Source organism: Neorhizobium sp. LjRoot104 (assembly GCF_964253725.1).
Lineage (GTDB): Bacteria > Pseudomonadota > Alphaproteobacteria > Rhizobiales > Rhizobiaceae > Neorhizobium.
In genome coordinates this window covers 3,586,056-3,612,905 of the sequence record NZ_CAXURS020000001.1, presented here as the reverse complement: position 1 = coordinate 3,612,905, position 26,850 = coordinate 3,586,056, and the positions used below count along the sequence as shown (strand labels likewise).

Genomic DNA, 26,850 nt, shown 5'->3' with positions numbered 1-26,850 from the left:
CGCGAACGGCAGGGCATGGGAGCATCGGACGCTTCCGGCGAAGGGAAGGGAGTATCGGCAATAGCTGCCGTCAGTCTCCTCCCTGATCATCTCCTCCGGTCGCACGCGCGGCCGCCTGCTGGCGTTCCAGAACCCTGTCGCGCGCCGAGACGCTCAGGAGATCGGCGATTCTCCAGATCACGTGGTCTTCGATTTCGCTCCGCTGGCCGTCGGCATAGACGATATCCCAGAGGATGCCGAGCAGCTCGACGCGGTCGTCTTCGTTGACGAGATGTTTTCTGAGATCGGAGGTGAAGCGGTAATAGTCAACCGCCTCGCTGCCGGCCTGGTGGCCGACCTCGATCAGCGCCTTCAGGCGATCTTCGCTGAGGTCGTAGCGTTCGCGCAGCAGGTCCCGGAACTTCTGCTGTTCCTGATCGGAGATATTGCCGTCCGCCTCCATGACCTGGAAACAGAGCGCAACGAAGGCCACCCGCGGATCGTCGGGTGCGAACTCTTCCGTAGGGTGGGATCCGGTCAGCGTGTGGAGGAAGGCCTGAATGCGATCTAACATCTATCTCCAGGCCCTCGCCATTCTTAAAACAGCCGGAGCCTCGTTGTGGGCTGCCCGGCATTGGGATCTTTCACACCCGGATCATCCGGCGGCCGGCCAAAAAAGGGAACGGGCTCCTCCCCATTTTCAGGGGTTTTTCCGGTTTTCGGCGTCACATTCGCGGGCGCTGGTGTTTTTGCTGCAACAGCTAAATCCTTCTGCGGCCGCTTCGCCTCCTGGGGAAGGGGCTGGGCGGGGACGAGGATCGGCTTCGGTGCCTCCTCGGCGCGCGGTTCAGCCGTGACGTTATTTGCCGACGACGCCTGGCTTGCCGGCGGCGTCACGCTGACGGGCGGCAGGCTGGCGATTGCCGTATCGGCTGCGAGCGAACCGTCTTCCACCGGGCCTTCGAGCTGGTCGAACGGCGCCTTCCATTCGAAGGCGTCGAGCCGGCCGGTGACCGGCGACAGCGGCAGCCATTTTTCCGAGACGAAACCGTCGGCCACCCAGGCCGGGTCGCGCGGCGCGCGCAGGGCCTGCGCCATCCAGTGGCGAACGCGGCCCTGGTCGCCGGTCTCGGCCTCCTCGATATCGGCGAGCAGCAGGTAGACGGCTTCGCGGGGTTCCATGCGGGCGGCGGCCTCTGCCTTGGCGCGGGCCTTTTTGAACTCCTGCGCATCGAGCGCCGCCTGGGCGACGGCGAGCAGCGATTCGATATTGTTGGGGCGCATCGCCTCCAGCTTTTCGGCGCGTTTCAGCCGGTCGACGGTGCTGTCGCCGCTGCGGGCGCGGATATAGGCGCGGGCGATTTCCGGATGCGGACCGAGCTTCCAGACGCCTTCGAGGGTAGATGCGGCCTTGCGGACATTGTCCTCGCGCAGCCAGGCCTTGGCGGCGATCACGGCGGCGGGCACGAGGTCCTTGGCAAGCTTCAGGGCCGCCATGGCGTCGTCGCGGGCGCCCTTCGGATCGCCTTCCAGCCGGTCATTGGCCTTGGCGGTCAGAAGTACGGCCTTCCAGCGCTCGGCCTGCGGCTTTTCGAGGATGTTTGCCATGCGCTGCTGGTCGAGCAGGCGGATCGCATCGTCCCAGCGGCCGGACTGGCTGCGGGATTCGAGCGTCGCCTGGGCGGCCCAGGGCAGGTAGGGCGCGTGTTCGACGGCCTTTTCGGCATATTGGCGGGCGGCCTCGTTGGCGCCGAGCCGGCGGGCTTCCATGTAGAGGCCGCGCAGGCCGAGCTCGCGGGTTTCCGGATCCTCGGCCATCTGCTCGAACTTCTTGCGCGCTTCGTCGTGCTTGCCTTCGATCAGCGCGGCCTGGGCCTCGAGGAGGTGGATCAGCGGCTCCTGGTCGGCGCTGATCAGGCCGCGGGTGCGAAGGCTCATCTTGCGGGCGAGCAGCGCATTGCCGGCGCCGGCGGCGATCAGGCCGGTCGAGAGCGCCTGGTAACCGCGGTCACGCTTGCGGGCGCGAAAATAGCGGCGGACGGAATAGGGCGAGGTCCAGATCACCCCGACGATCCACCAGAGCAGCATCGCCAGGCCGATCAGGGCGACCACGGCGGTGGCGGCCACCATCAGGCTGGTTTCGATGAGGTGGTCCTGCCAGGTAATGGAAATCAGGCCAGGGCGATCCGCAAGCCAGGAGAAACCCCAGCCGAGAGCCAGCACCACAACGAGAAAAATGAAAAGTCTGACCATCCGGTTGTTCCGTCCTCAGCCTTGGGTGCCGGCGACGGCGCGCGAAAGCGTTCCGCCCACGAGATTTTCCACCTGAATGCGGGCATCGAGCTTCTGCTTGAAATCGCGCGAAACGGCCTTTGCCGGTTCCGGCAGCGCGTCCCATTCGCGGGCGGAGGCCTGGAGGTCGCCGTTGCGCAGCGCATTTTCCATGCGGGCGACGATCGCATCCGGCGTCTCGCCCTGAACCTCGCCGACGCGGCGGACCTTGACGACCGACATGGCGGAGGAGAGCAGCCGGCCGGCAATGCCCTCGTTCGGGTCCCTCTGGACGGTTGCCTCCAGCATCGCATCGGCGACGCGGGGGAAGTCGCGCTGCAGCTCGGCGCGGGCGGGCACGCCGGCGGAGGCGAATTTTTGCAGGTCGGCGACCGCCGGATCGTCGCCGGCGACGGTCTTGAAGGTCTGGAGCTCGGTCTCGAACGGGCCGCCGCGATCGATGCCGGCCTTGAGGGCGGCGGCGGCGACGGCGCGGGCGACCTGCTGTTCCGGGCCGCGGTCGTTCAGCTTCGCTTCGGCCTGGTCGAGGCGCTGGGCGAGGCTGGAATCAGCATTGGCGGCTGACTGGACCGTGGCGCGAAGCCGGTCGAGATCGGCCTTTAGCACGGCAAGCGCCTGTTCGCTGGCGCCGCCCGCTGCCCGAGGCGCCGTTTCGAGCGCCGCGACGCGATTGGCGAGCGCGGCATCCGGGGCCGCTGCAGCAGCAGGCCGGTTTTTGAGTGCCGCGATTTCCTGGCGCAGCGCGGCGATCTCGGAGGAGAGACCGGCCGTGTTGGAAGCGGCCGGGGCGGGCGTGGCGCCGGGAAGGTAACCGGCATATTGCATGCTGCCGGCGAGCAGGAGTGCGACGAGGCCGCCGAAAATGCCGGCGGCGATCAGCGTTGACGTAGCGGGGCTCGGGCGCTGGGGCGGAGCGGGGGTGGGCTCCGGTTCGGGGGCGACGGTTGCGGGTTGCGGTTCTTTCGGCGTTTCCGCAGCGTCGTCGAAACGCGGCTCGTCGGTCGGCGAGCGGTCGAAGGCAGGTTCATCGACGAGCTCGTCGGCCGTAGAAAGGCCCGGGGCGGGGTCTTTGGCGAGCTCAGCATTTGCCGGCTCACCAGCGCCTGCGGACATCTCTTCGGCAGGCTCGCTCGGGCTTGCCGCGTCATCGGTGTCGTTGCTGCGGACGGGCTCGGCGACCACTTCCGATTGCTCGGCGGTCAGGTCGATCGTGACCGGCTCCTTGTCTGTCCTGGATCGGCGGGGTGGTTGTTCCGGTACCATCTCGACCTCTTTTTGCATGCGCTCACAAGGAAACTAGTGGGTGGGTCATCGGAAGGAAAGGGGCGGGCGGGATTTTGCCGCCACCCCTCTACTAAAGGAGTGCGAAAATCCCGTCTTCGTCAGGGTGGCGGGCGATCTTGATATTTCTATGAAATTCCGGGGGAATGATTTCGGCCACGTTGTCGCTGAGGCAAACGAACTGAACGGATGCCAGTTCCTTCAGGTGCGGTGCAGCGAAATCGCACAACAGCCGGGCGTTTTCCCGGGAATAAAGAAACACCGCATCCACGGGCGGATCGAGCAGAATGTCACGGATGAAAACTTCATCGTAGGCTATCGGTACCATTTCGTAGACTTCGGCCGTCACGAACGGGACATTATTCGTCCGCAGCCCGTCCTCGAATTTCGGTGAGCGCGGCTTGCCGGAGAGATAGAGCAAAGGGGCATCGAAAGTTGATGCATCGCCTGCGATGAGTTCGGCGAGTTCGGCGCCCGTTCCGGCGCCGGAGCGAATGTTGCGGAAGCCGGCATCCTCGGCCGCCTTCGCCGTCGTTTCTCCCACTGCGTAAAGGGTTTGGCCCAGGCATGGGGATAGGCGCTCACCCAGCGAGGACAACACCCGGACGGCTTCGGCGCTGGTGACGGCCAGCGCGGCATGCTGCGTGGTGAGCGCCGTCAGGGCAGCGTCCGGATGATGGATTGCCTTGGTCAGCGGCAGCAGGACCGGCTGATGGCCGAGGTCCTGCAGCCGTTCGGCGGTGCGGCGGGCCGCGTTTTCGGGGCGGGTGACGACGACCCGCATCGCGTTACGACCAGCCTTCGAAGAAATCGGGGCCGGCGGCGGCGCGGACGGCTTCGCCGGCCTGGCGGCCGAGCTTTTCCGCGTTTGTCCGTTTGCCCTCGGTTTCGATCGAGTGTTCCTTGCGACCATCCGGCGTCAGGATGAGGCCCGAAAACTTCAGGTGATCGCCCTCGCAGACGGCGTAACCGCCGATCGGGGTGCGACAGGAACCGTCGAGTGCGGCCAGGAAGGCGCGTTCACAGGAGACGGCGTCATAGGTCGTGCGGTCGTTGATCGGGTCGAGAAGCGCGTCGATGCGGGCATCGCCGATCCGGCTTTCCACGCAGATCGCGCCCTGCGCCGGTGCCGGCGGAAAATCCTCCGGGTCGAGCAGTTCGGTGACGACAGCTTCCTTTGCCAGGCGTTTCAGGCCGGCATAGGCGAGCAGGGTGGCATCCACCTGGCCTTCGGAGAGCTTGCGCAGCCGGGTTTCGACGAGGCCGCGGAAGGTGATGACGTTGATATCCGGCCGGATGCGGCGGATCAGCGCCTGGCGGCGCAGCGACGAGGAGCCGACAGTTGCGCCATCGGGAAGGGCTGCGAGCGTGTGGGCGGTGCGGCCGATGAAGGCATCGCGAAAATCCTCGCGGGGCAGATAGGCCGCAAGGCGCAGGCCGTCGGGGAGTTTTGTCGGCATGTCCTTGGAGGAGTGGACGGCGAAATCGAGATCGCCGGAGATCAGGCCTTCCTCCAGTTCCTGGGTGAACAGGCCCTTGCCGCCGAGTTCCGAAAGCGACCGGTCGGTAATCCGGTCGCCGGTGGTCGACAACACGACGATCTCGAACATATCCTCCGGCAGGCCATGCGCCGCCATCAGCCGCGCGCGGGTTTCGGAAGCCTGGGCGAGCGCCAGCGGGCTCCCGCGCGTGCCGATCCGGAAAGGTTTTGTTTGCATCCGCGTCATTCCATTGTTACCGGAGGCTTTCGTAGACCGGTTTATCCGGCATCGCAATTATCGATAGGCGTATGGCGACCTTTCTTCGCATCCTTGGCATCGAAACCAGCTGTGACGAGACGGCGGCTTCCGTCGTGGCGCGCCATGAGGACGGCCGCGGCGAAATCCTCTCGGACGTGGTGCTCTCCCAGCTCGACGAGCACAGCGCCTATGGCGGCGTCGTGCCGGAGATCGCGGCGCGTGCGCATGTCGAGGCGCTGGACGGGCTGATCGAGGAGGCGCTGACCCGCGCCAACGTTTCGCTCGGCGAGATCGACGCGGTGGCGGCGACTTCCGGGCCCGGCCTGATCGGCGGGCTGATCGTCGGGCTGATGACGGCTAAGGCGATCGCGCGGGCCGCCGGCAAGCCGCTGATGGCGATCAATCACCTCGAAGGCCATGCGCTGACGGCGCGGCTGACCGACGGGCTTTCCTTTCCCTACCTGATGCTGCTCGTCTCCGGCGGTCACACCCAGCTCGTGCTGGTGCGCGGCGTCGGCGAATACGAGCGCTGGGGGACGACGATCGACGACGCTCTCGGAGAAGCCTTCGACAAGACGGCGAAACTGCTCGGCCTGCCCTATCCCGGAGGCCCCGCCGTGGAGAAGGCGGCGCTGAAAGGCAATCCGGACCGGTTTTCGCTGCCACGACCGCTGGTCGGTGAGGCGCGGCTGGATTTCTCCTTCTCCGGCCTCAAGACGGCGGTGCGGCAGGCGGCGACCGAGATCGCCCCCTTGAGCGATCAGGATGTCGCCGATATCTGCGCCTCGTTCCAGAAGGCGATTTCCCGGACGCTCAGAGACCGCATCGGCCGCGGGCTTGCCCGCTTCAAACAGGAATTCGGGCATCTCGATGTCGACAAGGCGTTGGTGGTAGCGGGCGGGGTTGCCGCCAACCAGGAAATCCGACGCACGCTGCAGGCGTTGTGCATCGAGAACGGTTTCCGCTTCATCGCGCCGCCGCTCAGGCTCTGCACCGACAATGCGGCGATGATCGCCTGGGCGGGGTTAGAGCGGATGGCGGAAGACTTGCCGGCGGATGGTCTCGACGTGGCGCCGCGTTCGCGCTGGCCCCTCGACGGGCAAGCAAAGACCCTTCTCGGCTCCGGCAAGCGGGGAGCAAAGGCATGAGCGGGCGGGAACGGCCAGGAGAACGGATCGTCGTCATCGGCGCGGGCGCCTTCGGAACGGCGCTTGCCGCGGTCATCTCGCTGGAAGGCCGCCATCCGGTCACCCTGATCGGCCGCGATCCGTCGCTGATGAGCGACCTGCGCGACGACCGGGTGCATGATGCAGCCCTTCCCGGCGTGCCGCTTCCGGATGCGCTGGAGTTTTCTGCCGAGCCGGATGCGATCGGCGAGGCAGGCCTCGTGCTTTTTGCGATGCCTTCGCAGGCGCAGGCGGATGCGGCGCGGCATTACGGACCTTATCTCGCAGAAGGCGCGGTGGTCGTCACCTGCGCCAAGGGTATCGACAAGTCGTCCGGCCGGCTGCTGACCGAGGTGCTGGAGGCGGAATTGCCGCATCATGCGGTCGCCGTTCTCTCAGGTCCGGGGTTTGCGGCCGATATCGCCCGCGGCCTGCCGACGGCGATGGCGATTGCGGCGGATGATCAGGCACTGGCGGAGCGGCTTGCCCATGCGCTCTCCGGCCGCACGTTCCGGCTTTATGCCTCGACCGACCGGATCGGCGTACAGCTTGGCGGGGCGCTGAAGAACGTGCTGGCGATTGCCTGCGGCATCATCGAAGGCGCCGGGCTCGGGGATTCGGCGCGTGCGGCGCTGATCTCGCGCGGCTTGGCGGAAATGTCGCGGCTGATCGAGGCGATGGGCGGCAAGGCGGATACGGTGCGGGGGCTGTCGGGTCTTGGCGACCTGGTGTTGACCGGCACCAGCCATCAATCGCGCAACCTGCGCTTCGGCATTGCTCTGGGCCAAACTGGCGGGAGTTGGGGCGACCCCGCGGAAACGGTAGGCGGGCCGCTGGTCGAGGGTGCTTTCGCGGCATCCGTCGCGGCGCGTCTCGGTGAAAAATTCTCCGTCGAACTGCCGGTCACCAACGCGGTGGCCGATATCATCGACGGCAAGCTCGATATCATGACGGCCATGGAACAACTGATGACCCGGCCGATCACCACCGAATAAGATCATCCTCAAGGAGAGACTGATGCTGTTTGCGTTTCTGTGCACCGACAAGCCCGGCCATCTGAACGTCCGGATGGAAACCCGCCCGACCCATGTGGAATACCTGAACAAGCTGAATGCCGAGGGCACGCTGAAGTTCGCCGGCCCGTTCCTCGATGACGACGGCAAGCCGAACGGCAGCCTCGTGGTCGTCGAGGCCGCCGACATGGCCGCCGCCCGCACGATCGCCGAAGCCGATCCCTATTACATGGCCGGTCTGTTCGAGAAGGTCGAAGTGAAAGCCTGGAACTGGGTCTTCAACAAGCCGGAGTGAGGCGACAGATGGCGTATTGGCTGTACAAATCCGAACCGTCCGCCTGGTCCTGGGAACAGCAGAAGGCGGCCGGCGACAAGGGCACCGAATGGACCGGCGTGCGCAACTACCTGGCGCGCAACAACATGCGGGCCATGAAGATCGGCGACAAGGGCTTCTTCTACCACTCGAATGACGGGCTGGAGATCGTCGGGATTGTCGAGGTCTGTGCGCTGTCGCATCCCGATTCGACGGCAAAAGGCGATCCGAAATGGGATTGCGTCGATATCCGCGCCGTCATGGATGTGCCGAAGCCGGTGACGCTGAAGGACATCAAGGCCAACCCGAAGTTCGAGAAGATGTCGCTCGTCACCTCGATGCGGCTGTCGGTGCAGCCGGTGACCGACGAGGAATATTTCGAGATCTGCCGGCTCGGCGGTCTCGACAATCCGCCGCGCTCGCCGGACTGAGCGCGATTGAAGACCGATCCCCGGACCTTCATCCTCCAGAACACGGGTCTCACGAGCCCGCCGCATGTGCCGGAAATCCGGCTGCATCTGGCGAGCGAGGCGCATGACCTGTGGCTGAAGACGGAAGAGGACCTGGAAAAGATCGGCCTGCCACCGCCCTTCTGGGCCTTTGCCTGGGCGGGGGGCCAGGGGCTTGCCCGCTATGTCCTCGACAATCCCGATGCGTTCGCCGGCAGACGGGTGCTGGATTTCGCCAGCGGCTCCGGTCTGGTGGCGATTGCCGCAAGGCTTGCGGGGGCGGCCGACGTGCTGGCGGCGGATATCGATCCCTGGGCGGCAAGCTCCATAGCCCTGAATGCGGCGGAGAACGGGGTGGCGATCCGCTCCACGGCCGAAGACCAGATCGGCAGGCCGGTCGAGGCGGATGTCATCCTGGCCGGCGACGTCTTCTACGATAGGGAATTTGCGGCGGCCTTGATCCCGTGGTTCACGCGGCTTGCGGGTGAGGGGAAGCTGATTCTGGTCGGTGATCCCGGCCGCAGCTATTTGCCGAAGGACCGGCTCGAGCAACTTGCGGTCTATCAGGTGCCGGTGACGCGGGCGCTGGAGGACAGCGAGGTGAAGAGGACGACGGTCTGGCGGTTTGCCCATTAGGTTGGCGGGCTCGCCCATCATTGCCGCGGCAGCGATGGGGCCGAGCGGAGGAGAGGATGTGATCAGCCTCGCCGAACGGCCCCACTGGATGTTCGTGATGATCAAAACGAGAGCGTGGCGGCTCCGTCCCTGATCTCGGCGTGCATTGCGCTTGCTCCCACGATGACAACGCCCTCGAGCAGGTCGTGCTGATCATAACCACGCGATTTGACGCAAGGCGGGCATGCCCAGATCGTGCCGCCGCGGCCCTGGAAATCTTCGATCGATTGAGCCAGCGGATCGAGCGGCGCCACATGTGTCATCCGCTGCCCGCCCTTGCGGACGAGATCGATCGCGGCGCTGGTCAGAAATACCGAGACCTTGAGCCCCGCAGTGATGCCGCCATTGGCAATCGTGAAGGCGACGGACGAAAGTTCGGAATCGATGCCCTTGGTGACGAGCACTACCAGTTTGTCAGTTGGAGTTTGCATTGTATTCTCCCACGGTTGAGTTGACCTGCTCACTGTAGGAAGGCGGGCGAAACCCGTCTTTGGCCGAGATGCGTGAAGGCTTGTCCGAAAATCCTGACCTGACGCGGGGCGTGGCGCGGGACGACGTGCTGTCGGCGCTGTTGTCGACGATCCGCCTTTCAGGGTCGTTGCAGTTCTGCTTCATGCCCTCCGGCAACTGGCAGACCGATGCCACACCCTCCATGGCGAGCCTCTCGGGGAGGGCAATCGGCACGGTCCCGTTTCACATCGTCGCTGCCGGCCAGTGCTGGCTGAAGATGGAAGGCCAGGAGGCAGCGCTCGAGCCGGGCGACGTGCTGATCTTTCCCTTCGGCACCGGGCACCAGCTGGGCTCGGGCGGTGACGGCGCGATCGTCAACCCGACTCGGCAACTGCCGCCGAAGCCGTGGCGCCAGATTCCCGTCATTCGCCACGGTGACGATGCGCAAGGGGTCAGGCTGCTCTGCGGCTATCTCCAGTGCGACGCGCTGAGCTTTGCGCCGCTGAGGCGAGCGCTGCCGAAGCTGATTCATGTCAGGACGCGCAGTGCCAATGACGGAGACTGGCTGCGGGCGACCATCCGGCAAATGGTGGAAGAGGTCGATATGCCACATGCGGGCGGGATCTCCATGCTGCCGAGACTGACCGAGATCCTTTTTATCGAGATTCTGCGTCACCAGATCACCATGGCCGAACCGCAGGCGGCCGGCTGGCTGGCGGCACTCGGCGACGCGGCTCTGTCGCGTTGCCTGTCACTCATTCACGACGATCCGACGCGCAACTGGTCGCTGGGGGAACTGTCTGTCGCGGCGGGGATGTCGCGCAGCGTGCTGGCGGAACGTTTCCAGACGATCCTCGGGACTTCTCCCGTCAGATATGTGCGCGAGTGGCGCCTTTATCTGGCGAGCGTGGCTCTGGCAACGACGGGGCAGGCGATTGCCACGATCGCCTATGACGCGGGATATGCGACCGAAGCGGCTTTCAGCCGGGCATTTTCGCGGACCTTCGGCACGCCGCCGGCGGCCTGGCGTGCGATGGGCTGAAAGTGGGGAGGGCGGAGTTAGCCGGATATAGCAGCAGCAGGCCGTCCGCCGCATATGCGCGGGCGATTGCTGCGGCGCTGTTCAATTCCCGCCGCGAATAACACAGACGCCGGCCTCGTAGGCGCAGGCGTTTCCGAGGCCGCGGCCGCGCAGGCCGCTGTCGACATCGATGATCTTGGCCTTCGGCGCGAGCACCACGCGGCCTTCCTGTCCCCACCAGTAGTCTTGCGAAAAATAGCGCGCAAAATGGATGCCGAAGTCGGGGATCGGGCGGGCCTGCAGCGGTCCGCTGAAGATGCCGAGCCTGCGGACGAATGACGCCGTCCCGGTATAGAAGACGCGAAAGCTCTCCACATTCGGCGAGCGGTCGTCCCGCTGTTCCGAGCGGTTGCTTCCAAGGCGGTAGACGCCGCTGCCGGCATCGATCCAGCCATCGCGGGCGTTCGTGGCGGAAGCGAGCGAGGCGAAAAGTGCTGCGGCGACCAGGACAGGCTTGATGCGATTCGCGATCATGGCGAACTCCGGAGGATATGATTAATGAAAGGTTATCATAAAACGGCTCCTCCCGTCCCGACGGCAACGAATTCTTTCCAAATCGTAGTTAATGTGACCGCCGGGTTTGCGCCGCGTCAGCCACGAGAAAGACACAATCGATTAAATTCGAATTCAGTCTGAATTGTTCTTGTCGTCAGACATCCGTGCGATTAAACCACGCCAATGATGCAATGCACATTTCTTCGGCATCGTGCATTGCCGGGCGCCCGCCCTTGATACCGCATACGACGCCGCGAGGTTCTGATGGCGAATGTGACTAACAACCGGCCCCTGTCGCCGCATCTTCAAATCTACAAGCCAATCCCCACCATGGTCATGTCGATTGTGCACCGCATCACCGGCGGCGCGCTTTATTTCGGCACCGTCCTGGTGGCGTGGTGGCTGATCGCCGCCGCCAGCGGCCCGGCCTATTACGACTGGGCCAACTGGGCGCTCGGCAGCCTTCTCGGCAAGCTGGTGCTGCTCGGTTATACCTGGGCGCTGATCCATCACATGCTTGGCGGCTTCCGCCACTTCATGTGGGACCTCGGGCACGGCTTCGAGAAGGAATTTTCCACCAAGCTCGCCATCGCCAATATCATCGCATCACTCTGTCTGACCGTGCTGGTCTGGGTGATCGGCTTCCTCGTTCGGTAAGGTTCTCATCCATGGATATGCGTACCCCGCTCGGAAAGGTCCGCGGACTGGGCTCCGCCAAGGACGGCACCGAACATTTTTGGCGCCAGCGCCTGACGGCCGTCGCCAACGTGCCGCTTCTGACCTTCTTTATCGTGTTCATGATCATCTATGCCGGCAAGCCCTTTCCGGAAGTGATCGCGGCCCTGTCGAACCCGTTCGTCGCCGTCATCATGGGTCTGGTGGTGATCTCCGGCGTCATCCACATGAAGATCGGCATGCAGGTGATCATCGAGGACTATGTCCACGGCGAGTTCACCAAGGTTGCGCTGGTCATGCTCAACACCTTCTTCTCGATTTTGATCGCCGGGCTCTGTCTGTTCGCCGTTCTGAAAATCGCATTCGCAGGATAACCCGTCATGGCATCAGTCACCCCCATCGCCCAGAACGGCAAAGCCTATACCTATGTCGACCATTCCTATGACGTGATCGTCGTCGGCGCCGGCGGCGCGGGCCTGCGCGCCACGCTCGGCATGGCCGAACAGGGTTTCAAGACCGCCTGCATCACCAAGGTCTTCCCGACCCGCTCGCACACCGTCGCAGCTCAAGGCGGGATTGCGGCGTCGCTGCAGAACATGACGCCGGATAGCTGGCAGTGGCACCTTTACGACACCGTCAAGGGTTCCGACTGGCTCGGCGACGTCGACGCCATGCAGTACATGGTCATGGAGGCGCCGAAGGCCGTCTACGAACTCGAACATTACGGCGTGCCGTTCTCCCGCAACGAGGAAGGCAAGATCTACCAGCGCCCGTTCGGCGGCCACATGCAGAACTTTGGCGCCGGCCCGCCGGTGCAGCGCACCTGCGCCGCGGCCGACCGTACCGGCCACGCCATCCTGCACACGCTCTACGGCCAGTCGCTCAAGAACAATGCGGAATTCTTCATCGAATATTTCGCGCTCGACCTGATCATGTCGGAAGATGGCAGCCGCTGCACCGGCGTCGTCGCCTGGAACCTCGATGACGGCACGATCCACCGTTTTGCCGCCAAGATGGTGGTGCTGGCAACCGGCGGTTACGGCCGCGCCTATTTCTCGGCGACATCGGCCCATACCTGCACCGGCGACGGCGGCGGCATGGTGGCTCGCGCCGGCCTGCCCCTGCAGGATATGGAATTCGTGCAGTTCCACCCGACCGGCATCTACGGTTCGGGCTGTCTGATCACCGAAGGCGCGCGCGGCGAAGGCGGTTACCTCGTCAATTCCGAGGGCGAGCGCTTCATGGAGCGTTATGCACCTTCGGCCAAGGACCTTGCCTCGCGCGACGTGGTTTCCCGCTGCATGACGCTGGAAATCCGCGAAGGCCGCGGCGTCGGCAAGAACAAGGACCACATCTTCCTGCATCTCGACCATCTCGATCCGGCCGTTCTGCACGAGCGTCTTCCGGGCATTTCCGAGAGCGCCAAGATTTTCGCAGGCGTCGATGTGACGCGCGAGCCGATCCCGGTCCTGCCGACCGTGCATTACAACATGGGCGGCATCCCGACCAATTTCTACGGCGAAGTCCTGAATGCCGACAGCAACAATCCGGAACGGCTGCTGCCGGGCCTGATGGCCGTCGGCGAAGCGGGCTGCGCCTCGGTTCACGGCGCCAACCGCCTTGGCTCCAACTCGCTGATCGACCTCGTGGTCTTCGGCCGCGCCGCGGCGATCCGCGCCGGCCAGGTGATCAACAAGGCCGAGCCGATCCCGGCGCTCAACATCGCCGCCTGCGACAAGATCATGGACCGCTTCGACCGTCTGCGGAACGCCAATGGCGGCACGCCGACGGCGGTGCTGCGCGACAAGATGCAGCGCACCATGCAGGACGACGCCGCCGTGTTCCGGACCCAGGAATCGCTGGAATCGGGCTGCAAGCGGATGTCGGCGATCTGGGGCGAGCTGAAGGACATCAAGGTCACCGACCGTTCGATGATCTGGAACTCGGATCTGGTCGAGACGCTGGAACTCGAAAACCTGATGGCGAACGCGATCGCCACGGTTGTCGGCGCGGAAGCCCGCAAGGAAAGCCGCGGCAGCCACGCCCGCGAGGATTACACGTCCGGCCCGTTCGGCGGCCGCGACGACGAGAACTGGCGCAAGCACACGCTTGCCTGGGTCAGCGACAGCGGCGAGGTCAAGCTCGACTACCGCCCGGTGCATACCGAGCTCATCGCCGAAGGCATCGATCCTTACAAGATCGAGCCGAAAGCGCGCGTGTACTGATCATGGAGGCGGCGGGTGCGGGATATTCCGGAACGCCGCTCGTCAAGAAGCTGGGTTTCAAGCCTGGGATGACGGCAGCGTTCGTTGCGCTGCCGGATAGTCTGGAAGAGCTGGAAACCTTGGTTGAATTCGCCGCCTGCGACCGGTTTTCCTCCTGGGAAGCGATGCGTGCGGCAGGCAAGGCTTACGATGCGATCCACGCCTTCACGATCATGAGGGCGGAGATCGAAAACGAGCTTTCCGGTCTTCAGGACCGAATCAGGCCGGATGGCATGATCTGGGTCTCCTGGCCGAAGAAGGCTTCGAAGGTTAGGACGGACGTGACCGAGGATGTCGTGCGTGCAGCGGCTCTCGATCTCGATCTGGTGGATGTCAAGGTGGCCGCGGTCGACAACATATGGTCGGCGCTGAAGCTGGTCATTCGCAAGGATCGGCGCAAGGAAAGAACGGATAGGTCGCATGGTTGAACTCGCTCTCCCCAAGAACTCTCAGATGACCGAAGGCAAGACCTGGCCGAAGCCGGCTGGCGCCAAGAACGTCCGGGAATTCCGCATCTACCGCTGGAACCCGGATGACGGCCAGAACCCGCGCATCGATACCTATTATATCGACGTTGACGATTGCGGCCCGATGGTTCTCGACGGTCTGCTCTACATCAAGAACAATATCGACCCGACGCTGACGCTGCGCCGCTCCTGCCGCGAGGGCATCTGCGGTTCCTGCGCCATGAACATCGACGGCACCAACACGCTCGCCTGCACCAAGGGCATGGACGACGTGAAGGGCACGGTGAAGGTCTATCCGCTGCCGCATATGCCGGTCGTCAAGGACCTGGTTCCGGACCTCACCAACTTCTACGCCCAGCACCGCTCGATCGAACCCTGGCTGAAGACGGTTTCGCCGCAGCCGGCCAAGGAATGGAAGCAGAGCCACGAGGACCGCCAGAAGCTCGACGGCCTCTACGAGTGCATCCTGTGCGCCTGCTGCTCGACCTCCTGTCCCAGCTACTGGTGGAACGGCGACCGCTATCTCGGCCCGGCCACCCTGCTGCAGGCCTATCGCTGGCTGATCGACTCCAGAGACGAAGCCAAGGGCGAGCGGCTCGACAATCTCGAGGACCCGTTCCGGCTCTATCGCTGCCACACGATCATGAACTGTGCCCAGACCTGCCCCAAGGGCCTGAACCCGGCTAAAGCGATCGCCGAGATCAAAAAGATGATGGTCGAGCGTCGCGTCTGAGGCGTTCTCGACAATGGGCGTCTCCTCCGGTCCCAGCGCTGGCTGGGACTGAATACATCGGGGCGTGCCTCTTGATCGGCCTGCCGAATTGTTCCAGTACGACTTGATTAACCAAGGTGGTTTACGATAATTCGGTCTCAATTCAGTGGCATCGGTGGCGGGTCAAGCTGAAAGCAGGAGTTAGATGATGCAGTTCAGATACGCGGCGACGGGACTTGTTCTTGTCTTGGCACTGGCCGGTTGCCAGCGCACTTCCTATAGCCCTTATAGCGATCTGCCTGCGCAACCCTCCCAGCCTGCGCCGCTTCAGGCGCAGCCCGTGCCGTCCGTTCAGGGTGGCCAGCTGCCGCCGCCTCCCGGCACCGCGGGTTCTTCCCAGTTTCCGAGCGCGCCCGGCGCAAATCCTGCCATGGCGTCCGCCAATCCGTCCGCACCGCCTGCGAGTGCGCTCGATGTCAAGAAGGAAGCCATGGTCGGCAACTGGCGTGTGGCCAATGCCGGTTCTTCCTGCGACATGTTCCTGACGCTCACCAATCTCGGTGGTGGTTCGCGCGGCGGTACCCGCGGCTGCGCCGGCGAACTGACCGCGATGGGCTCCTGGGAAGTATCGGGCAAGATGGTTCAGTTCAAGAACCGGGCCGGCGACGTGATCGGACGCGTCTACAAGAGCGCCGAGAACCGTTTCGACGGTACGATGAACTCCGGCCAGCCGGTCAGCCTCAGCCGCTAAGCGGTTTCCCACAGTTTCGAGGGCGTCCGGTTGGAACCCATTCCCGAATACACGACGAGCGTCGGCGAGGAGCTGAAGGCTCTGGCTGCGTCGGGTGTGCTGACCGCCGACAAGGCCCAGCTCGCGGTTGCCGCCAAGCTCGACCATCTTCTGACCTGCCTTCGCGAGACGAAACCGGCGAAGAAAAAAAGCGCGCTCGGCTGGCTCTTTGCCAAGGGCGGCGGCCGGCCGCGCGAAATCCGCGGTCTTTACGTGCATGGCAGCGTCGGGCGCGGCAAGACCATGCTGATGGACATGTTCTTCAAGAAGGCGCCGACGACAAAAAAGCGCCGGGCGCATTTCCATGAATTCATGGCGGATGTGCACAACCGCATTCACGAACACCGGCAGAAGCTGAAGCGCGGCGAAACCAAGCAGGCGGATCCCGTGCCGCCGGTCGCCGCCGCTCTGTTTGCGGAAGCCGAGCTTCTCTGCTTCGACGAGTTTTCGGTGACCGACATCACCGACGCGATGATTTTGGCGCGGCTGTTCACCGAGCTGTTCGGGCTCGGCTGCGTACTCGTTGCGACCTCGAACGTCGCGCCGGACGATCTGTATCGGGACGGGCTGAACCGTGGGCTTTTCCTGCCGTTCATCGCACTGCTGAACCGCTACGTGGACGTCGTCACGCTCGATTCCCCCAACGATTACCGCATGCAGAAGCTCGCAAGCCTGCCGGTCTATGTGACGCCGCTCGATGCGCGGGCCGACGCGGCGATGGAATCCGCCTGGCACCAGGTAACCGACGGCGAGAAGGCGGCGCCCGCCGAGGTGCCGATGAAGGGCCGCAGCATCCACGTGCCTTCGGCCGCCGGGCGGGCGGCGCGCTTCGATTTCAAGGATATCTGCGGCAAGCCGCTCGGAGCGTCGGACTACCTGGCGCTTGCCAACCGCTTCGACGCGATCTTCGTCGAACATGTTCCGCAGCTCGGGCCGGAGAAGCGCAACGAAACGAAGCGACTGATCAACCTGGTCGATGCGCTATACGACCATAAGGTCCGGCTCTACGTTTCCGCGGCGGCGGCGCCGGAAGATATCCTGGTGGAGCGAAAAGGCACGGAAGGCTTCGAGTTCGACCGTACCGTCTCGCGTCTTTTTGAGATGCGCAGCCCCGACTATCTCGCACTGCATCACGAAAAACGCCGCCGACTTTAACGGTTTGGTGACAGAAATTCTTACGTTTACGTAAGAATTTTGACATCTAACCGATTGAAAAAGTTGAGCCGAAAATAATCGATTGCCATTCCGGGCGGATGGCGGTATGCGGTCTGGCACGTTGGTAGGCGAGCCGTAACCTGCCATGGATTCGGATCTCGAAAGGAAGCTTTTCGATGGCGCGCAAGAAGATCGCACTTATTGGTTCTGGCATGATCGGTGGAACGCTGGCGCATCTCGCCAGCCTGAAGGAGCTGGGCGACATCGTCCTGTTCGACATTGCCGACGGCATTCCGCAGGGCAAGGGCCTCGATATCGCCCAGTCCGGCCCCGTCGAGGGCTTTAACGCCAAGCTCTCCGGCGCCAGCGACTATGCTGCCATCGAAGGCGCTGACGTCTGCATCGTCACCGCCGGCGTCGCCCGCAAGCCGGGCATGAGCCGCGACGACCTGCTCGGCATCAACCTCAAGGTCATGGAACAGGTCGGCGCCGGCATCAAGAAATATGCCCCGAACGCCTTCGTGATCTGCATCACCAACCCGCTCGACGCGATGGTCTGGGCTCTCCAGAAGTTCTCGGGCCTGCCGAAGAACATGGTCGTCGGCATGGCCGGCGTGCTCGACTCGGCCCGCTTCCGCCTCTTCCTTTCCGAAGAATTCAACGTTTCCGTCCAGGACGTCACCGCCTTCGTTCTCGGCGGCCACGGCGACACGATGGTGCCGCTCGCCCGCTACTCGACCGTCGGCGGCGTTCCGCTCACCGACCTCGTCAAGATGGGCTGGGTCACCAAGGAGCGCCTCGAAGAAATCATCCAGCGCACCCGTGACGGCGGCGCCGAAATCGTCGGCCTGCTCAAGACCGGTTCCGCCTACTACGCTCCGGCCGCTTCGGCGATTGAAATGGCCGAATCCTTCCTCAAGGACAAGAAGCGCGTCCTGCCGGCCGCCGCCTATCTGTCCGGCCAGTACGGCGTCAAGGACATGTATGTCGGCGTTCCGACGATCATCGGCGCCGGCGGCGTCGAGCGCATCATCGAAGTCGAGTTCAACAAGGACGAAGAGGCCGCCTTCCAGAAGTCCGTCGGCGCCGTTGCCGGCCTCTGCGAAGCCTGCATTAACATCGCACCGGCTCTCAAGTAACCGCGCCGAAGTCATCGAAACAGGGATAAACCCATGAACATTCATGAATATCAGGCCAAGGCTCTGCTCAAGGGCTATGGCGCACCGGTTGCGGAAGGCGTCGCGATCCTGAAGGCCGAAGAGGCCGAAGCAGCTGCAAAGTCGCTTCCGGGCCCGCTCTACGTCGTCAAGAGCCAGATCCATGCGGGCGGCCGCGGCAAGGGCAAGTTCAAGGAACTCGGCCCCGACGCCAAGGGCGGCGTCCGCCTGGCCTTCTCGATCGAGGAAGCCAAGGCGCATGCCAAGGAAATGCTCGGCAACACGCTGGTGACCGCGCAGACCGGTGAAGCAGGCAAGCAGGTCAACCGTCTCTATATCGAAGACGGCGCCGACATCGCCCGCGAACTCTATTGCTCGCTGCTGGTCGATCGCTCGGTCGGTCGCGTTGCCTTCGTCGTCTCGACGGAAGGCGGCATGGACATCGAAGCCGTCGCCCACGACACCCCTGAGAAGATCCACACGATCGCCATCGATCCGGAAGCCGGCGTGACGGCTGCGGACGTCGCTGCGATCTCCAAGGCCCTGGAACTCGACGGCGCTGCCGCGGAAGACGCCAAGTCGCTCTTCCCGCTGCTCTACAAGGCCTTCAACGAGAAGGACATGGCTCTTCTCGAGATCAACCCGCTGATCGTCATGAAGAACGGCCACCTGCGCGTTCTCGACGCCAAGATGTCGTTCGACGGCAATGCGCTGTTCCGCCACGACGACGTCAAGGCGCTGCGCGACGAGACCGAAGAGGACGCCAAGGAAATCGAGGCCTCCAAGTGGGACCTCGCCTACGTGGCACTCGACGGCAATATCGGCTGCATGGTCAACGGTGCCGGTCTCGCCATGGCGACGATGGACATCATCAAGCTCTACGGCAAGGAGCCGGCGAACTTCTGCGACGTCGGCGGCGGCGCCGGCAAGGAGAAGGTGGCTGCGGCCTTCAAGATCATCACGGCCGACCCGAAGGTCGAGGGCATCCTCGTCAACATCTTCGGCGGCATCATGCGCTGCGACGTCATCGCCGAAGGCGTTGTCGCGGCGGTGCAGGAAGTCGGCCTGAAGGTTCCGCTCGTGGTGCGCCTCGAAGGCACCAATGTCGAACTCGGCAAGAAAATCCTCAACGAGTCCGGTCTCGCGATCACCGCGGCTGACGATCTTGACGACGCGGCGAAGAAGATCGTCGCGGCGATCGAAGCCTAACCTGGAAGGACCGGAATCAATGTCTATTCTCGTTAACAAAGACACCAAGGTCATCGTCCAGGGCCTGACCGGGAAGACCGGCACCTTCCACACGGAACAGGCGCTTGCCTATTACGGCACCAAGATGGTGGGCGGCGTTCATCCCAAGAAGGGCGGCGAATCGTGGTCGTCCGGCGTCGACGGCACGTCGCTGCCGATCTTCACCTCGGTTGCCGAAGCCAGGGAACGGACCGGCGCCGACGCGACCGTGATCTACGTTCCGCCGGCAGGTGCAGCGGATGCGATCATCGAGGCGATCGAAGCCGAAGTCCCGTTCATCACCTGCATCACCGAGGGCATCCCGGTCATGGACATGGTGCGCGTCAAGGCTCGCCTCGACCGCTCCAAGTCGCGCCTGCTCGGCCCCAACTGCCCGGGCATCCTGACGCCGGAAGAATGCAAGATCGGCATCATGCCGGGCTCGATCTTCCGCAAGGGTTCGGTCGGTATCGTGTCCCGTTCGGGCACGCTGACCTACGAGGCCGTATTCCAGACCTCGAACGAAGGCCTCGGCCAGACGACGGCTGTCGGCATCGGCGGCGACCCGGTCAAGGGCACCGAGTTCATCGACGTGCTCGAGATGTTCCTCGCAGACGACGCCACGACCTCGATCATCATGATCGGTGAAATCGGCGGTTCGGCTGAAGAAGACGCGGCGCAGTTCCTGAAGGACGAAGCCAAGAAGGGCCGGAGCAAGCCGATGGCCGGCTTCATCGCGGGCCGCACCGCTCCGAAGGGCCGCACGATGGGTCACGCCGGCGCTGTGGTTTCCGGCGGCAAGGGTGACGCGGAATCGAAGATCGCCGCGATGGAATCGGCAGGCATCAAGGTGTCGCCTTCGCCGGCCCGTCTCGGCAAGACCTTGGTTGAAGTCCTCAAGGGCTGACGCCACATAAGGAACATTCGCCGCCCTGGATAGATAGGTGGCGATTGACCCGACAAGCTCCGGGCAGGCGAAGCCGCATATGCTTTGCCTGTCCATGTTCAGCGTCTCTCAGATTTTGGGGACGGGTGGCCGCCAAGGGCGGTTCGGTACCAAGACGAAGACCAAGAAAATGCGGAGGCCGGAGATCTATTCCGGCTCCGATTACGTCAGGAGGCGGGCGCGGCGCCCGCAGATAACCATGGCACGGCAAGAAGCCAACGAGCAGTTCCTCATCACCTCTTTCCTCGACGGACAGAACGCGGCCTATATCGAGCAGCTGCATGCCCGGTACGAGGACGACCCGACATCCGTCGCGCCGGAATGGCAGGCCTTCTTCAAGGCGCTCGCCGACAATCCGGACGACGTGAAGGCGGCGGCCAAGGGAGCCTCCTGGCAGCGCAGGAACTGGCCGATCACGGCAAACGGCGAGCTGGTCTCGGCGCTCGACGGCAACTGGCCGCTCGTCGAAAAGGCGATCGAAACCAAGGTCAAGGCGAAGGCGGAAGCTGCCGCCGTTGCGACCGGCAAGCCGGTCAACGAAACCGACGTGCTGCAGGCGACGCGCGATAGCGTCCGTGCCATCATGATGATCCGCGCCTATCGCATGCGCGGCCACCTGCACGCCAAGCTGGACCCGCTCGGCATCGCCAGCGCGGTCGAGGACTATAACGAGCTTTCGCCGACCGCCTACGGCTTCACGGAAGCCGACTACGACCGCAGGATCTTCATCGACAACGTGCTCGGCCTCGAATACGCGACCGTCCGCCAGATGATCGAGATCCTCGAGCGCACCTATTGCTCGACTTTGGGCGTCGAGTTCATGCACATTTCCAATCCGGAAGAAAAGTCCTGGATCCAGGAGCGTATCGAAGGGCCCGGCAAGGGCGTCGAATTCACGCCGGAAGGCAAGAAGGCGATCCTTTCCAAGCTGGTCGAAGCGGAAGGCTACGAGCAGTTCCTCGACGTTCGTTTCAAGGGTACGAAGCGCTTCGGCCTCGATGGCGGCGAATCGCTGATCCCGGCGCTGGAACAGATCATCAAGCGTGGTGGCCAGGAAGGCCTTGAAGAAGTCGTTCTCGGCATGCCGCATCGCGGTCGCCTGAACGTGCTGACCAACGTCATGCTCAAGCCGCACCGGGCAGTGTTCCACGAATTCAAGGGCGGCTCGTTCAAGCCGGACGAAGTCGAAGGTTCGGGCGACGTCAAGTACCATCTCGGCGCTTCGTCGGACCGCGAATTTGACGGCAACAAGGTCCACATGTCGCTGACGGCCAACCCGTCGCATCTGGAAATCGTCAACCCGGTCGTGATGGGCAAGGCCCGCGCCAAGCAGGACATGCTTGCCAAGGCCTGGGACGGCGACATCATTCCGCTGAAGGAACGCTCCAAGGTTCTGCCGCTCCTGCTGCACGGCGACGCCGCGTTTGCGGGCCAGGGCGTCGTGGCCGAGATCCTCGGCCTTTCGGGCCTGCGCGGCCACCGCGTCGCCGGCACGATGCATGTCATCGTTAACAACCAGATCGGCTTTACCACCAACCCGGCCTTCTCGCGTTCGTCGCCCTATCCGTCCGACGTCGCCAAGATGATCGAGGCGCCGATCTTCCACGTCAACGGCGACGATCCGGAAGCGGTCGTCTACGCCGCCAAGGTCGCGACCGAATACCGGATGAAGTTCCACAAGCCGGTCGTCATCGACATGTTCTGCTACCGCCGCTTCGGCCATAACGAAGGCGACGAGCCGGCGTTCACGCAGCCGAAGATGTACAAGGTGATCCGCGCCCACAAGACCGTCGCGCAGATCTATGCCGACCGCCTGATCGCCGAAGGTCTGGTTACCGACGGCGAATTCGAGAAGATGAAGGCCGACTGGCGCGCCCATCTGGAAACCGAATTCGAGGCCGGCCAGAGCTACAAGCCGAACAAGGCAGACTGGCTCGACGGCCAGTGGTCGGGCCTGCGCTCGGCCGACAATGCCGACGAACAGCGCCGCGGCAAGACCGCGATGCCGATGAAGGAACTGCGCGAGATCGGCCGCAAGCTCGCGACCATTCCGGACGGTTTCAACGCCCACCGCACTATCAAGCGGTTCATGGATAACCGCGCCCAGATGGTCGAGACCGGCGAAGGCATCGACTGGGCCATGGCGGAAGCCCTGGCATTCGGTTCGCTTGCCGTTGAAGGCACCAAGATCCGCCTTTCCGGCCAGGATTGCGAACGTGGCACGTTCTCGCAGCGCCACTCGGTCCTCTACGATCAGGACACCGAAGAGCGCTACATCCCGCTCGCCAACCTGTCGCCGACCCAGGCCCGTTACGAAGTCATCAACTCGATGCTTTCGGAAGAGGCGGTCCTCGGCTTCGAATATGGCTATTCGCTCGCCCGCCCGAATGCGCTGACGCTGTGGGAAGCCCAGTTCGGCGACTTCGCCAACGGCGCGCAGGTCGTGTTCGACCAGTTCATCTCGTCGGGCGAACGCAAGTGGCTGCGCATGTCCGGCCTCGTCTGCCTGCTGCCGCACGGTTATGAAGGCCAGGGTCCGGAACACTCTTCCGCACGCCTCGAGCGCTGGCTGCAGATGTGCGCCGAAGACAACATGCAGGTCGCCAACGTCACGACGCCGGCGAACTACTTCCATATCCTGCGCCGCCAGACCAAGCGCGACTTCCGCAAGCCGTTGCTGCTGATGACGCCGAAGTCCCTGCTGCGCCACAAGCGGGCCACCTCGACGCTTGCCGAAATGGCCGGCGAGTCTTCCTTCCATCGTCTCCTCTGGGACGATGCGGAGGTCATCAAGGACGGCCCGATCAAGCTGCAGAAGGATGCCAAGATCCGTCGCGTCGTGCTCTGCACCGGCAAGGTCTATTACGACCTGCTGGAGGAGCGCGAAAAGCGCGGCATCGACGACATCTACCTGCTGCGCATCGAACAGCTCTATCCGTTCCCGGCCAAGGCCCTGATCAACGAGCTTTCCCGCTTCCGCAATGCGGAAATGGTCTGGTGCCAGGAAGAGCCGAAGAACATGGGTGCATGGTCGTTCATCGATCCGTATCTGGAATGGGTTCTGGCCCATATCGATGCCAAGTATCAGCGCGTCCGTTACACGGGCCGGCCGGCAGCGGCCTCGCCTGCAACGGGCCAGATGTCGAAGCATCTCGCACAGCTCGAAGCCTTCCTCGAAGACGCGCTCGGCGGCTGAGGAGACGGGCGGATGGCCTATTTTCACCTGAAGCTCGTTTCGCCTCGGCCGGGCTTTCCGCATGACGCAACGCCGGACGAGATGACGGCGATGCAGGCCCACGCCGTCTACTGGCGGGGCCTTGCGGAGAGTGGCGTCGCGATCGCCGTCGGTCCCGTCTTCTCGGAAGGCGGGGCTTTTGGCATCGCGGTGGTGGAAGCGGCGGACGCCGCTGCCGCCCAGGCGCTGGGCGACAACGATCCGGTGATCAAGACGGCTCTCGGCTTCCGCTTCGAAACGTCTCCCATGCCATCCATCATTCTGCGGACGTCTGCGGCGGGTGCCGCGGCCGCCGTCTAAACGAAAACAACCATTCAGGAACTCACACAATGGCCACTGAAATCCGCGTCCCAACTCTCGGAGAATCCGTCAGCGAGGCAACCGTCGGCACCTGGTTCAAGAAGGTCGGCGATACGGTCAAGGCCGACGAGCCGCTTCTCGAGCTCGAAACGGACAAAGTGACCGTGGAAGTTCCCGCGCCGGCTGCTGGCGTTCTCACGGAAATCGTCGCCGCCAACGGCGAGACGGTCGGCCTCGGCGCGCTGCTGGGCCAGATCGCGGAGGGCGCTGCCGGTACCGCCGCTGCTGCTCCGGCTGCAAAGCCTGCGGAAGCTGCCCCGGCCAAGGCCGCCGAACCGGCTGCTCCGGCTCCGGTCGCCGCTGCTTCTGCCGCCGCAACCTCGATGCCGCCGGCTCCGGCTGCCGCCAAGATCGCCGCCGACAACAACATCTCGACCGCCGATATCGATGGTTCGGGCAAGCGCGGCCAGGTGCTGAAGGGCGACGTGATCGCCGCCGTCGCCAAGGGCATTTCCGCTCCGGCTGCAGCCCCCGCCGCCCCGGCTGCACCCCGCCCGGTTTCCTCTGCCGACGACGCGTCGCGCGAAGAGCGCGTGAAGATGACGCGCCTGCGCCAGACGATCGCCCGCCGCCTCAAGGACGCGCAGAACACCGCCGCCATGCTGACCACCTATAACGAGGTGGACATGAAAGCGGTCATGGACCTGCGCAACCGCTACAAGGACGTGTTCGAGAAGAAGCACGGCGTCAAGCTCGGCTTCATGGGCTTCTTCACCAAGGCCGTCACCCACGCGCTGAAGGAACTGCCGGCCGTCAACGCCGAGATCGACGGTACCGACATCATCTACAAGAACTACTGCCATGTCGGCGTCGCCGTCGGCACCGACAAGGGCCTCGTCGTTCCGGTCGTGCGCAACGCCGACCAGATGTCGATCGCCGAGATCGAGAAGGATATCGGCCGCCTCGGCAAGCTCGCCCGCGACGGCCAGCTCTCGATGGCCGACATGCAGGGCGGTACGTTCACCATCTCCAACGGCGGCGTCTACGGTTCGCTGATGTCCTCGCCGATCCTCAACGCGCCGCAGTCCGGCATTCTCGGCATGCACAAGATCCAGGACCGTCCGGTGGTGATCGGCGGCCAGATCGTCATCCGTCCGATGATGTATCTCGCGCTTTCCTACGACCACCGCATGGTGGACGGCAAGGAAGCCGTGACCTTCCTCGTGCGCGTCAAGGAAAGCCTCGAAGATCCGGAACGCCTGGTTCTCGATCTCTAAGGCGGGAACAAACCTATGGAAACGCTCGGGGTCACCGCAACGCCATACATGACGCTGCTGGCCTTGAGCGTTGTCCTGCTGGTGTTCCACGTGCTGTTGCAGGGCACGCTCTCGACCCGTGAACTCGGTCGCGACTGGAACGCCGGGCCGCGGGACGAGGGAGCGGAGCCCAAGGGCAGGTTTGCCGGCCGTGCCGCCCGCGCCTCGAAAAATTTCCAGGAGACCTATCCGGCGTTCGTCGGACTGCTGCTCGGGGTTGCCTTTGCCGGAGACGACGCGTCCGGCTGGGGGCTGATCGGCGGCTGGATCTGGCTGGTCTCTCGGGTCGTCTACATCCCGCTCTATATGTGGGGCGTCCCGTATATCCGGTCACTCGTCTGGACGGTGAGCCTGATCGGGCTTCTCGCCATGACCATCGCGCTCTTTCGGTGACGTCATGATCAACTCCTCAAAGACATGGCTTGCGATATTCTGCCTGGTACCGGGCATGGCTACGGCGGCCGAACGCTGCGCGATCGAGAAGGCGGTGTTCGTCGAGGCGACTGCCGGGACGGTGCTTTCGTTCAAGCCGGTCGGTTCGGATGCGGCTGTCGTCAGCCATCTGTTCACGATCACCGGGGGCAAGCTGAAGCTCGACGGCAACGTGATGTATGACGAGGAATCCGGGCGGCCGGGTGGCATGGTGACGAACAACTGCCCGCAGGGCGATGCGACGGGCGCGGAACTTCGGGCCTGCACTGTCTGGACCGGCGTGCCCTATGCCCTTGATGTGGAGACCGGCCATATCGACATATTGGGCGCGGCCGACGACCAGGCGCCGGACGCGATCCTGATGCCGGGTTTCGGCCCGGCGATCCGCCATTCGACGCTGTGGGGCAAGAGCGGTCTCAGGCAAGTGCCTTGGGACCTCTACGAATTCAAGGAATGCAAGGCATGAGCGAAACCCCTGTTCTCCTGGTGACCGGCGGAAGCCGCGGCATCGGCGCGGCGGTCTCGCTGATGGCCGCGAGCCGCGGATGGCGGGTGGCGGTGAATTACGCCTCCAATCAGGAGGCAGCCGACAAGGTGGTGGCCGAAATCAAGGCTGCCGGCGGCGAGGCGATTGCCATCCAGGCCGATGTCGGCAATGCCGGCGAGATCGTCTCGATGTTCGAGGCGGTCGACCGGCATTTCGGGCGGCTGGACGGGCTGGTCAACAATGCCGGGATCGTCGACATGCCGCAGCGCATCGACGAGATGAGCGCCGAACGCATCGAGCGGATGATGCGGATCAATGTCACCGGTTCGATCCTGTGTGCCGGAGAGGCTGTGCGCCGCATGTCGACGAAACATGGCGGCAAGGGCGGCGCGATCGTCAATATCTCGTCGATGGCGGCGAAGCTCGGCTCTCCGGGGCAATATGTCGATTACGCAGCTTCGAAGGCGGCGATCGACACGCTGACCATCGGGTTGGCGCGCGAAGTCGCGACCGAGGGCGTGCGCGTCAATGCGATCCGCCCGGGCATTATCGACACCGATATCCATGCATCCGGCGGTCTGCCGGACCGGGCGCGCGACATGGCGCCCAGCGTTCCCATGCAACGGCCGGGCAGGGCGGAGGAGGTGGCGGATGCCGTCCTCTATTTTCTGTCGCCAGCGGCTTCCTATGTAACCGGCGCCATACTCGACGTGAGTGGCGGGCGCTAAAGCAATTCCAGCAAAAGTGCGCAGCG

Annotated in this window: 29 protein-coding genes; 22 read left to right on the top strand and 7 right to left on the bottom strand. The window is 64.0% G+C overall.

Annotated elements, in window-relative coordinates; all coding sequences use genetic code 11:
* Nucleotides 1-70 precede the first annotated feature (70 nt).
* The 5 genes from ACSQ8R_RS17865 to hemC all read right to left on the bottom strand — a co-directional run bounded on the left by ACSQ8R_RS17865 (nt 71) and on the right by hemC (nt 5,270).
* On the bottom strand, nt 71-553 hold the full coding sequence (locus ACSQ8R_RS17865; protein ID WP_436254612.1) for a TerB family tellurite resistance protein: 483 nt from the start codon (nt 551-553) through the stop codon (nt 71-73).
* 23 nt (nt 554-576) lie between these two features.
* Nucleotides 577-2,232: a heme biosynthesis HemY N-terminal domain-containing protein gene (locus ACSQ8R_RS17860; protein WP_436254611.1), complete on the bottom strand. Its 1,656-nt coding sequence runs from the start codon at nt 2,230-2,232 to the stop codon at nt 577-579.
* Nucleotides 2,233-2,247: 15 nt separating this feature from the next.
* A complete protein-coding gene (locus ACSQ8R_RS17855; RefSeq protein ID WP_436254610.1) occupies nt 2,248-3,534 on the bottom strand; it encodes a COG4223 family protein in 1,287 nt (428 codons plus the stop codon).
* 91 nt (nt 3,535-3,625) lie between these two features.
* Nucleotides 3,626-4,336 (bottom strand): uroporphyrinogen-III synthase, encoded by a 711-nt coding sequence (locus ACSQ8R_RS17850; RefSeq protein ID WP_436254609.1) that lies wholly within the window; start codon nt 4,334-4,336, stop codon nt 3,626-3,628.
* A 4-nt stretch (nt 4,337-4,340) separates the two neighbouring features.
* Nucleotides 4,341-5,270: a hydroxymethylbilane synthase gene (hemC, locus tag ACSQ8R_RS17845; protein WP_436254608.1), complete on the bottom strand. Its 930-nt coding sequence runs from the start codon at nt 5,268-5,270 to the stop codon at nt 4,341-4,343.
* Nucleotides 5,271-5,341: 71 nt separating this feature from the next.
* Here hemC and tsaD point away from each other — a divergent pair, with 71 nt between their 5' ends.
* The 5 genes from tsaD to ACSQ8R_RS17820 are packed head-to-tail and all read left to right on the top strand — an operon-like array spanning nt 5,342 to nt 8,868.
* Complete coding sequence (tsaD, locus tag ACSQ8R_RS17840) at nt 5,342-6,439, top strand: tRNA (adenosine(37)-N6)-threonylcarbamoyltransferase complex transferase subunit TsaD (RefSeq protein WP_436254607.1); 1,098 nt, start codon at nt 5,342-5,344, stop codon at nt 6,437-6,439.
* The gene (locus ACSQ8R_RS17835) at nt 6,436-7,452 is read left to right on the top strand and encodes an NAD(P)H-dependent glycerol-3-phosphate dehydrogenase (RefSeq protein ID WP_436254606.1); all 1,017 of its coding nucleotides are present in this window, start codon (nt 6,436-6,438) and stop codon (nt 7,450-7,452) included. Before tsaD ends, ACSQ8R_RS17835 begins: the two co-directional genes overlap by 4 nt.
* A gap of 22 nt (nt 7,453-7,474) precedes the next feature.
* Complete coding sequence (locus ACSQ8R_RS17830; protein WP_113128595.1) at nt 7,475-7,765, top strand: YciI-like protein; 291 nt, start codon at nt 7,475-7,477, stop codon at nt 7,763-7,765.
* Between the two features lie 8 nt (nt 7,766-7,773).
* Nucleotides 7,774-8,214: an EVE domain-containing protein gene (locus tag ACSQ8R_RS17825; RefSeq protein WP_436254605.1), complete on the top strand. Its 441-nt coding sequence runs from the start codon at nt 7,774-7,776 to the stop codon at nt 8,212-8,214.
* 6 nt (nt 8,215-8,220) lie between these two features.
* Nucleotides 8,221-8,868 carry a class I SAM-dependent methyltransferase gene (locus ACSQ8R_RS17820; RefSeq protein ID WP_436254604.1) on the top strand — a complete coding sequence of 216 codons (648 nt, stop codon included), beginning with the start codon at nt 8,221-8,223 and terminating at the stop codon, nt 8,866-8,868.
* Nucleotides 8,869-8,969: 101 nt separating this feature from the next.
* Here ACSQ8R_RS17820 and ACSQ8R_RS17815 read toward each other — a convergent pair whose 3' ends face one another.
* Nucleotides 8,970-9,338, bottom strand: coding sequence for a DsrE family protein (locus ACSQ8R_RS17815; RefSeq protein ID WP_436254603.1), 369 nt, complete (start codon nt 9,336-9,338; stop codon nt 8,970-8,972).
* Nucleotides 9,339-9,406: 68 nt separating this feature from the next.
* On the opposite strand from ACSQ8R_RS17815, the gene ACSQ8R_RS17810 reads away from it, so the two are divergent.
* Nucleotides 9,407-10,399, top strand: coding sequence for an AraC family transcriptional regulator (locus ACSQ8R_RS17810; protein WP_436255511.1), 993 nt, complete (start codon nt 9,407-9,409; stop codon nt 10,397-10,399).
* A gap of 81 nt (nt 10,400-10,480) precedes the next feature.
* Here the strand turns inward: ACSQ8R_RS17810 and ACSQ8R_RS17805 are convergent, their stop codons facing one another.
* Nucleotides 10,481-10,912: a hypothetical protein gene (locus tag ACSQ8R_RS17805; RefSeq protein ID WP_436254602.1), complete on the bottom strand. Its 432-nt coding sequence runs from the start codon at nt 10,910-10,912 to the stop codon at nt 10,481-10,483.
* Between the two features lie 285 nt (nt 10,913-11,197).
* Between ACSQ8R_RS17805 and sdhC the strand changes: the two genes are divergently transcribed.
* From sdhC to ACSQ8R_RS17725, 16 genes are all read left to right on the top strand, one after another.
* Complete coding sequence (gene sdhC, locus ACSQ8R_RS17800; protein WP_436254601.1) at nt 11,198-11,590, top strand: succinate dehydrogenase, cytochrome b556 subunit; 393 nt, start codon at nt 11,198-11,200, stop codon at nt 11,588-11,590.
* Between the two features lie 11 nt (nt 11,591-11,601).
* The gene (sdhD, locus tag ACSQ8R_RS17795; protein WP_436254600.1) at nt 11,602-11,982 is read left to right on the top strand and encodes a succinate dehydrogenase, hydrophobic membrane anchor protein; all 381 of its coding nucleotides are present in this window, start codon (nt 11,602-11,604) and stop codon (nt 11,980-11,982) included.
* A 6-nt stretch (nt 11,983-11,988) separates the two neighbouring features.
* Nucleotides 11,989-13,833, top strand: a complete 1,845-nt coding sequence (sdhA, locus tag ACSQ8R_RS17790; protein ID WP_436254599.1) for a succinate dehydrogenase flavoprotein subunit — start codon at nt 11,989-11,991, stop codon at nt 13,831-13,833.
* 2 nt (nt 13,834-13,835) lie between these two features.
* Entirely contained in the window at nt 13,836-14,300 is a 465-nt protein-coding gene (locus ACSQ8R_RS17785) for a DUF3052 domain-containing protein (RefSeq protein WP_436254598.1), read from the top strand.
* Complete coding sequence (locus ACSQ8R_RS17780) at nt 14,293-15,072, top strand: succinate dehydrogenase iron-sulfur subunit (protein WP_436254597.1); 780 nt, start codon at nt 14,293-14,295, stop codon at nt 15,070-15,072. Before ACSQ8R_RS17785 ends, ACSQ8R_RS17780 begins: the two co-directional genes overlap by 8 nt.
* A 187-nt stretch (nt 15,073-15,259) precedes the next feature.
* Entirely contained in the window at nt 15,260-15,802 is a 543-nt protein-coding gene (locus ACSQ8R_RS17775) for an AprI/Inh family metalloprotease inhibitor (protein ID WP_436255510.1), read from the top strand.
* A gap of 30 nt (nt 15,803-15,832) precedes the next feature.
* Nucleotides 15,833-16,996, top strand: a complete 1,164-nt coding sequence (gene zapE, locus ACSQ8R_RS17770) for a cell division protein ZapE (protein ID WP_436254596.1) — start codon at nt 15,833-15,835, stop codon at nt 16,994-16,996.
* Between the two features lie 176 nt (nt 16,997-17,172).
* Nucleotides 17,173-18,135, top strand: coding sequence for a malate dehydrogenase (mdh, locus tag ACSQ8R_RS17765; protein WP_007757753.1), 963 nt, complete (start codon nt 17,173-17,175; stop codon nt 18,133-18,135).
* Between the two features lie 33 nt (nt 18,136-18,168).
* Nucleotides 18,169-19,362 carry an ADP-forming succinate--CoA ligase subunit beta gene (sucC, locus tag ACSQ8R_RS17760; RefSeq protein WP_436254595.1) on the top strand — a complete coding sequence of 398 codons (1,194 nt, stop codon included), beginning with the start codon at nt 18,169-18,171 and terminating at the stop codon, nt 19,360-19,362.
* A 19-nt stretch (nt 19,363-19,381) separates the two neighbouring features.
* Nucleotides 19,382-20,287: a succinate--CoA ligase subunit alpha gene (sucD, locus tag ACSQ8R_RS17755; protein WP_037081603.1), complete on the top strand. Its 906-nt coding sequence runs from the start codon at nt 19,382-19,384 to the stop codon at nt 20,285-20,287.
* Nucleotides 20,288-20,525: 238 nt separating this feature from the next.
* The gene (locus ACSQ8R_RS17750) at nt 20,526-23,522 is read left to right on the top strand and encodes a 2-oxoglutarate dehydrogenase E1 component (protein WP_436254594.1); all 2,997 of its coding nucleotides are present in this window, start codon (nt 20,526-20,528) and stop codon (nt 23,520-23,522) included.
* A 12-nt stretch (nt 23,523-23,534) separates the two neighbouring features.
* Complete coding sequence (locus ACSQ8R_RS17745) at nt 23,535-23,861, top strand: YciI family protein (RefSeq protein ID WP_436254593.1); 327 nt, start codon at nt 23,535-23,537, stop codon at nt 23,859-23,861.
* A gap of 29 nt (nt 23,862-23,890) precedes the next feature.
* Complete coding sequence (gene odhB, locus ACSQ8R_RS17740; RefSeq protein WP_436254592.1) at nt 23,891-25,138, top strand: 2-oxoglutarate dehydrogenase complex dihydrolipoyllysine-residue succinyltransferase; 1,248 nt, start codon at nt 23,891-23,893, stop codon at nt 25,136-25,138.
* A gap of 15 nt (nt 25,139-25,153) precedes the next feature.
* Complete coding sequence (locus ACSQ8R_RS17735; RefSeq protein ID WP_436254591.1) at nt 25,154-25,570, top strand: MAPEG family protein; 417 nt, start codon at nt 25,154-25,156, stop codon at nt 25,568-25,570.
* Between the two features lie 4 nt (nt 25,571-25,574).
* Nucleotides 25,575-26,075 carry a hypothetical protein gene (locus ACSQ8R_RS17730; protein ID WP_436254590.1) on the top strand — a complete coding sequence of 167 codons (501 nt, stop codon included), beginning with the start codon at nt 25,575-25,577 and terminating at the stop codon, nt 26,073-26,075.
* Entirely contained in the window at nt 26,072-26,824 is a 753-nt protein-coding gene (locus tag ACSQ8R_RS17725; protein ID WP_436254589.1) for an SDR family oxidoreductase, read from the top strand. Before ACSQ8R_RS17730 ends, ACSQ8R_RS17725 begins: the two co-directional genes overlap by 4 nt.
* The last annotated feature ends 26 nt before the right edge of the window (nt 26,825-26,850 follow it).

Bases quoted from the DNA above. Each gene is read 5' to 3' on its own strand.
- ACSQ8R_RS17865 (WP_436254612.1), bottom strand. From the start codon at position 553: ATGTTAGATCGCATTCAGGCCTTCCTCCACACGCTGACCGGATCCCAC.
- ACSQ8R_RS17860 (WP_436254611.1), bottom strand. From the start codon at position 2,232: ATGGTCAGACTTTTCATTTTTCTCGTTGTGGTGCTGGCTCTCGGCTGG.
- ACSQ8R_RS17855 (WP_436254610.1), bottom strand. From the start codon at position 3,534: ATGGTACCGGAACAACCACCCCGCCGATCCAGGACAGACAAGGAGCCG.
- ACSQ8R_RS17850 (WP_436254609.1), bottom strand. From the start codon at position 4,336: ATGCGGGTCGTCGTCACCCGCCCCGAAAACGCGGCCCGCCGCACCGCC.
- hemC (WP_436254608.1), bottom strand. From the start codon at position 5,270: ATGCAAACAAAACCTTTCCGGATCGGCACGCGCGGGAGCCCGCTGGCG.
- tsaD (WP_436254607.1), top strand. From the start codon at position 5,342: ATGGCGACCTTTCTTCGCATCCTTGGCATCGAAACCAGCTGTGACGAG.
- ACSQ8R_RS17835 (WP_436254606.1), top strand. From the start codon at position 6,436: ATGAGCGGGCGGGAACGGCCAGGAGAACGGATCGTCGTCATCGGCGCG.
- ACSQ8R_RS17830 (WP_113128595.1), top strand. From the start codon at position 7,475: ATGCTGTTTGCGTTTCTGTGCACCGACAAGCCCGGCCATCTGAACGTC.
- ACSQ8R_RS17825 (WP_436254605.1), top strand. From the start codon at position 7,774: ATGGCGTATTGGCTGTACAAATCCGAACCGTCCGCCTGGTCCTGGGAA.
- ACSQ8R_RS17815 (WP_436254603.1), bottom strand. From the start codon at position 9,338: ATGCAAACTCCAACTGACAAACTGGTAGTGCTCGTCACCAAGGGCATC.
- ACSQ8R_RS17810 (WP_436255511.1), top strand. From the start codon at position 9,407: ATGCGTGAAGGCTTGTCCGAAAATCCTGACCTGACGCGGGGCGTGGCG.
- ACSQ8R_RS17805 (WP_436254602.1), bottom strand. From the start codon at position 10,912: ATGATCGCGAATCGCATCAAGCCTGTCCTGGTCGCCGCAGCACTTTTC.
- sdhC (WP_436254601.1), top strand. From the start codon at position 11,198: ATGGCGAATGTGACTAACAACCGGCCCCTGTCGCCGCATCTTCAAATC.
- sdhD (WP_436254600.1), top strand. From the start codon at position 11,602: ATGGATATGCGTACCCCGCTCGGAAAGGTCCGCGGACTGGGCTCCGCC.
- sdhA (WP_436254599.1), top strand. From the start codon at position 11,989: ATGGCATCAGTCACCCCCATCGCCCAGAACGGCAAAGCCTATACCTAT.
- ACSQ8R_RS17785 (WP_436254598.1), top strand. From the start codon at position 13,836: ATGGAGGCGGCGGGTGCGGGATATTCCGGAACGCCGCTCGTCAAGAAG.
- ACSQ8R_RS17780 (WP_436254597.1), top strand. From the start codon at position 14,293: ATGGTTGAACTCGCTCTCCCCAAGAACTCTCAGATGACCGAAGGCAAG.
- ACSQ8R_RS17775 (WP_436255510.1), top strand. From the start codon at position 15,260: ATGCAGTTCAGATACGCGGCGACGGGACTTGTTCTTGTCTTGGCACTG.
- mdh (WP_007757753.1), top strand. From the start codon at position 17,173: ATGGCGCGCAAGAAGATCGCACTTATTGGTTCTGGCATGATCGGTGGA.
- sucC (WP_436254595.1), top strand. From the start codon at position 18,169: ATGAACATTCATGAATATCAGGCCAAGGCTCTGCTCAAGGGCTATGGC.
- sucD (WP_037081603.1), top strand. From the start codon at position 19,382: ATGTCTATTCTCGTTAACAAAGACACCAAGGTCATCGTCCAGGGCCTG.
- ACSQ8R_RS17750 (WP_436254594.1), top strand. From the start codon at position 20,526: ATGGCACGGCAAGAAGCCAACGAGCAGTTCCTCATCACCTCTTTCCTC.
- ACSQ8R_RS17745 (WP_436254593.1), top strand. From the start codon at position 23,535: ATGGCCTATTTTCACCTGAAGCTCGTTTCGCCTCGGCCGGGCTTTCCG.
- odhB (WP_436254592.1), top strand. From the start codon at position 23,891: ATGGCCACTGAAATCCGCGTCCCAACTCTCGGAGAATCCGTCAGCGAG.
- ACSQ8R_RS17735 (WP_436254591.1), top strand. From the start codon at position 25,154: ATGGAAACGCTCGGGGTCACCGCAACGCCATACATGACGCTGCTGGCC.
- ACSQ8R_RS17730 (WP_436254590.1), top strand. From the start codon at position 25,575: ATGATCAACTCCTCAAAGACATGGCTTGCGATATTCTGCCTGGTACCG.
- ACSQ8R_RS17725 (WP_436254589.1), top strand. From the start codon at position 26,072: ATGAGCGAAACCCCTGTTCTCCTGGTGACCGGCGGAAGCCGCGGCATC.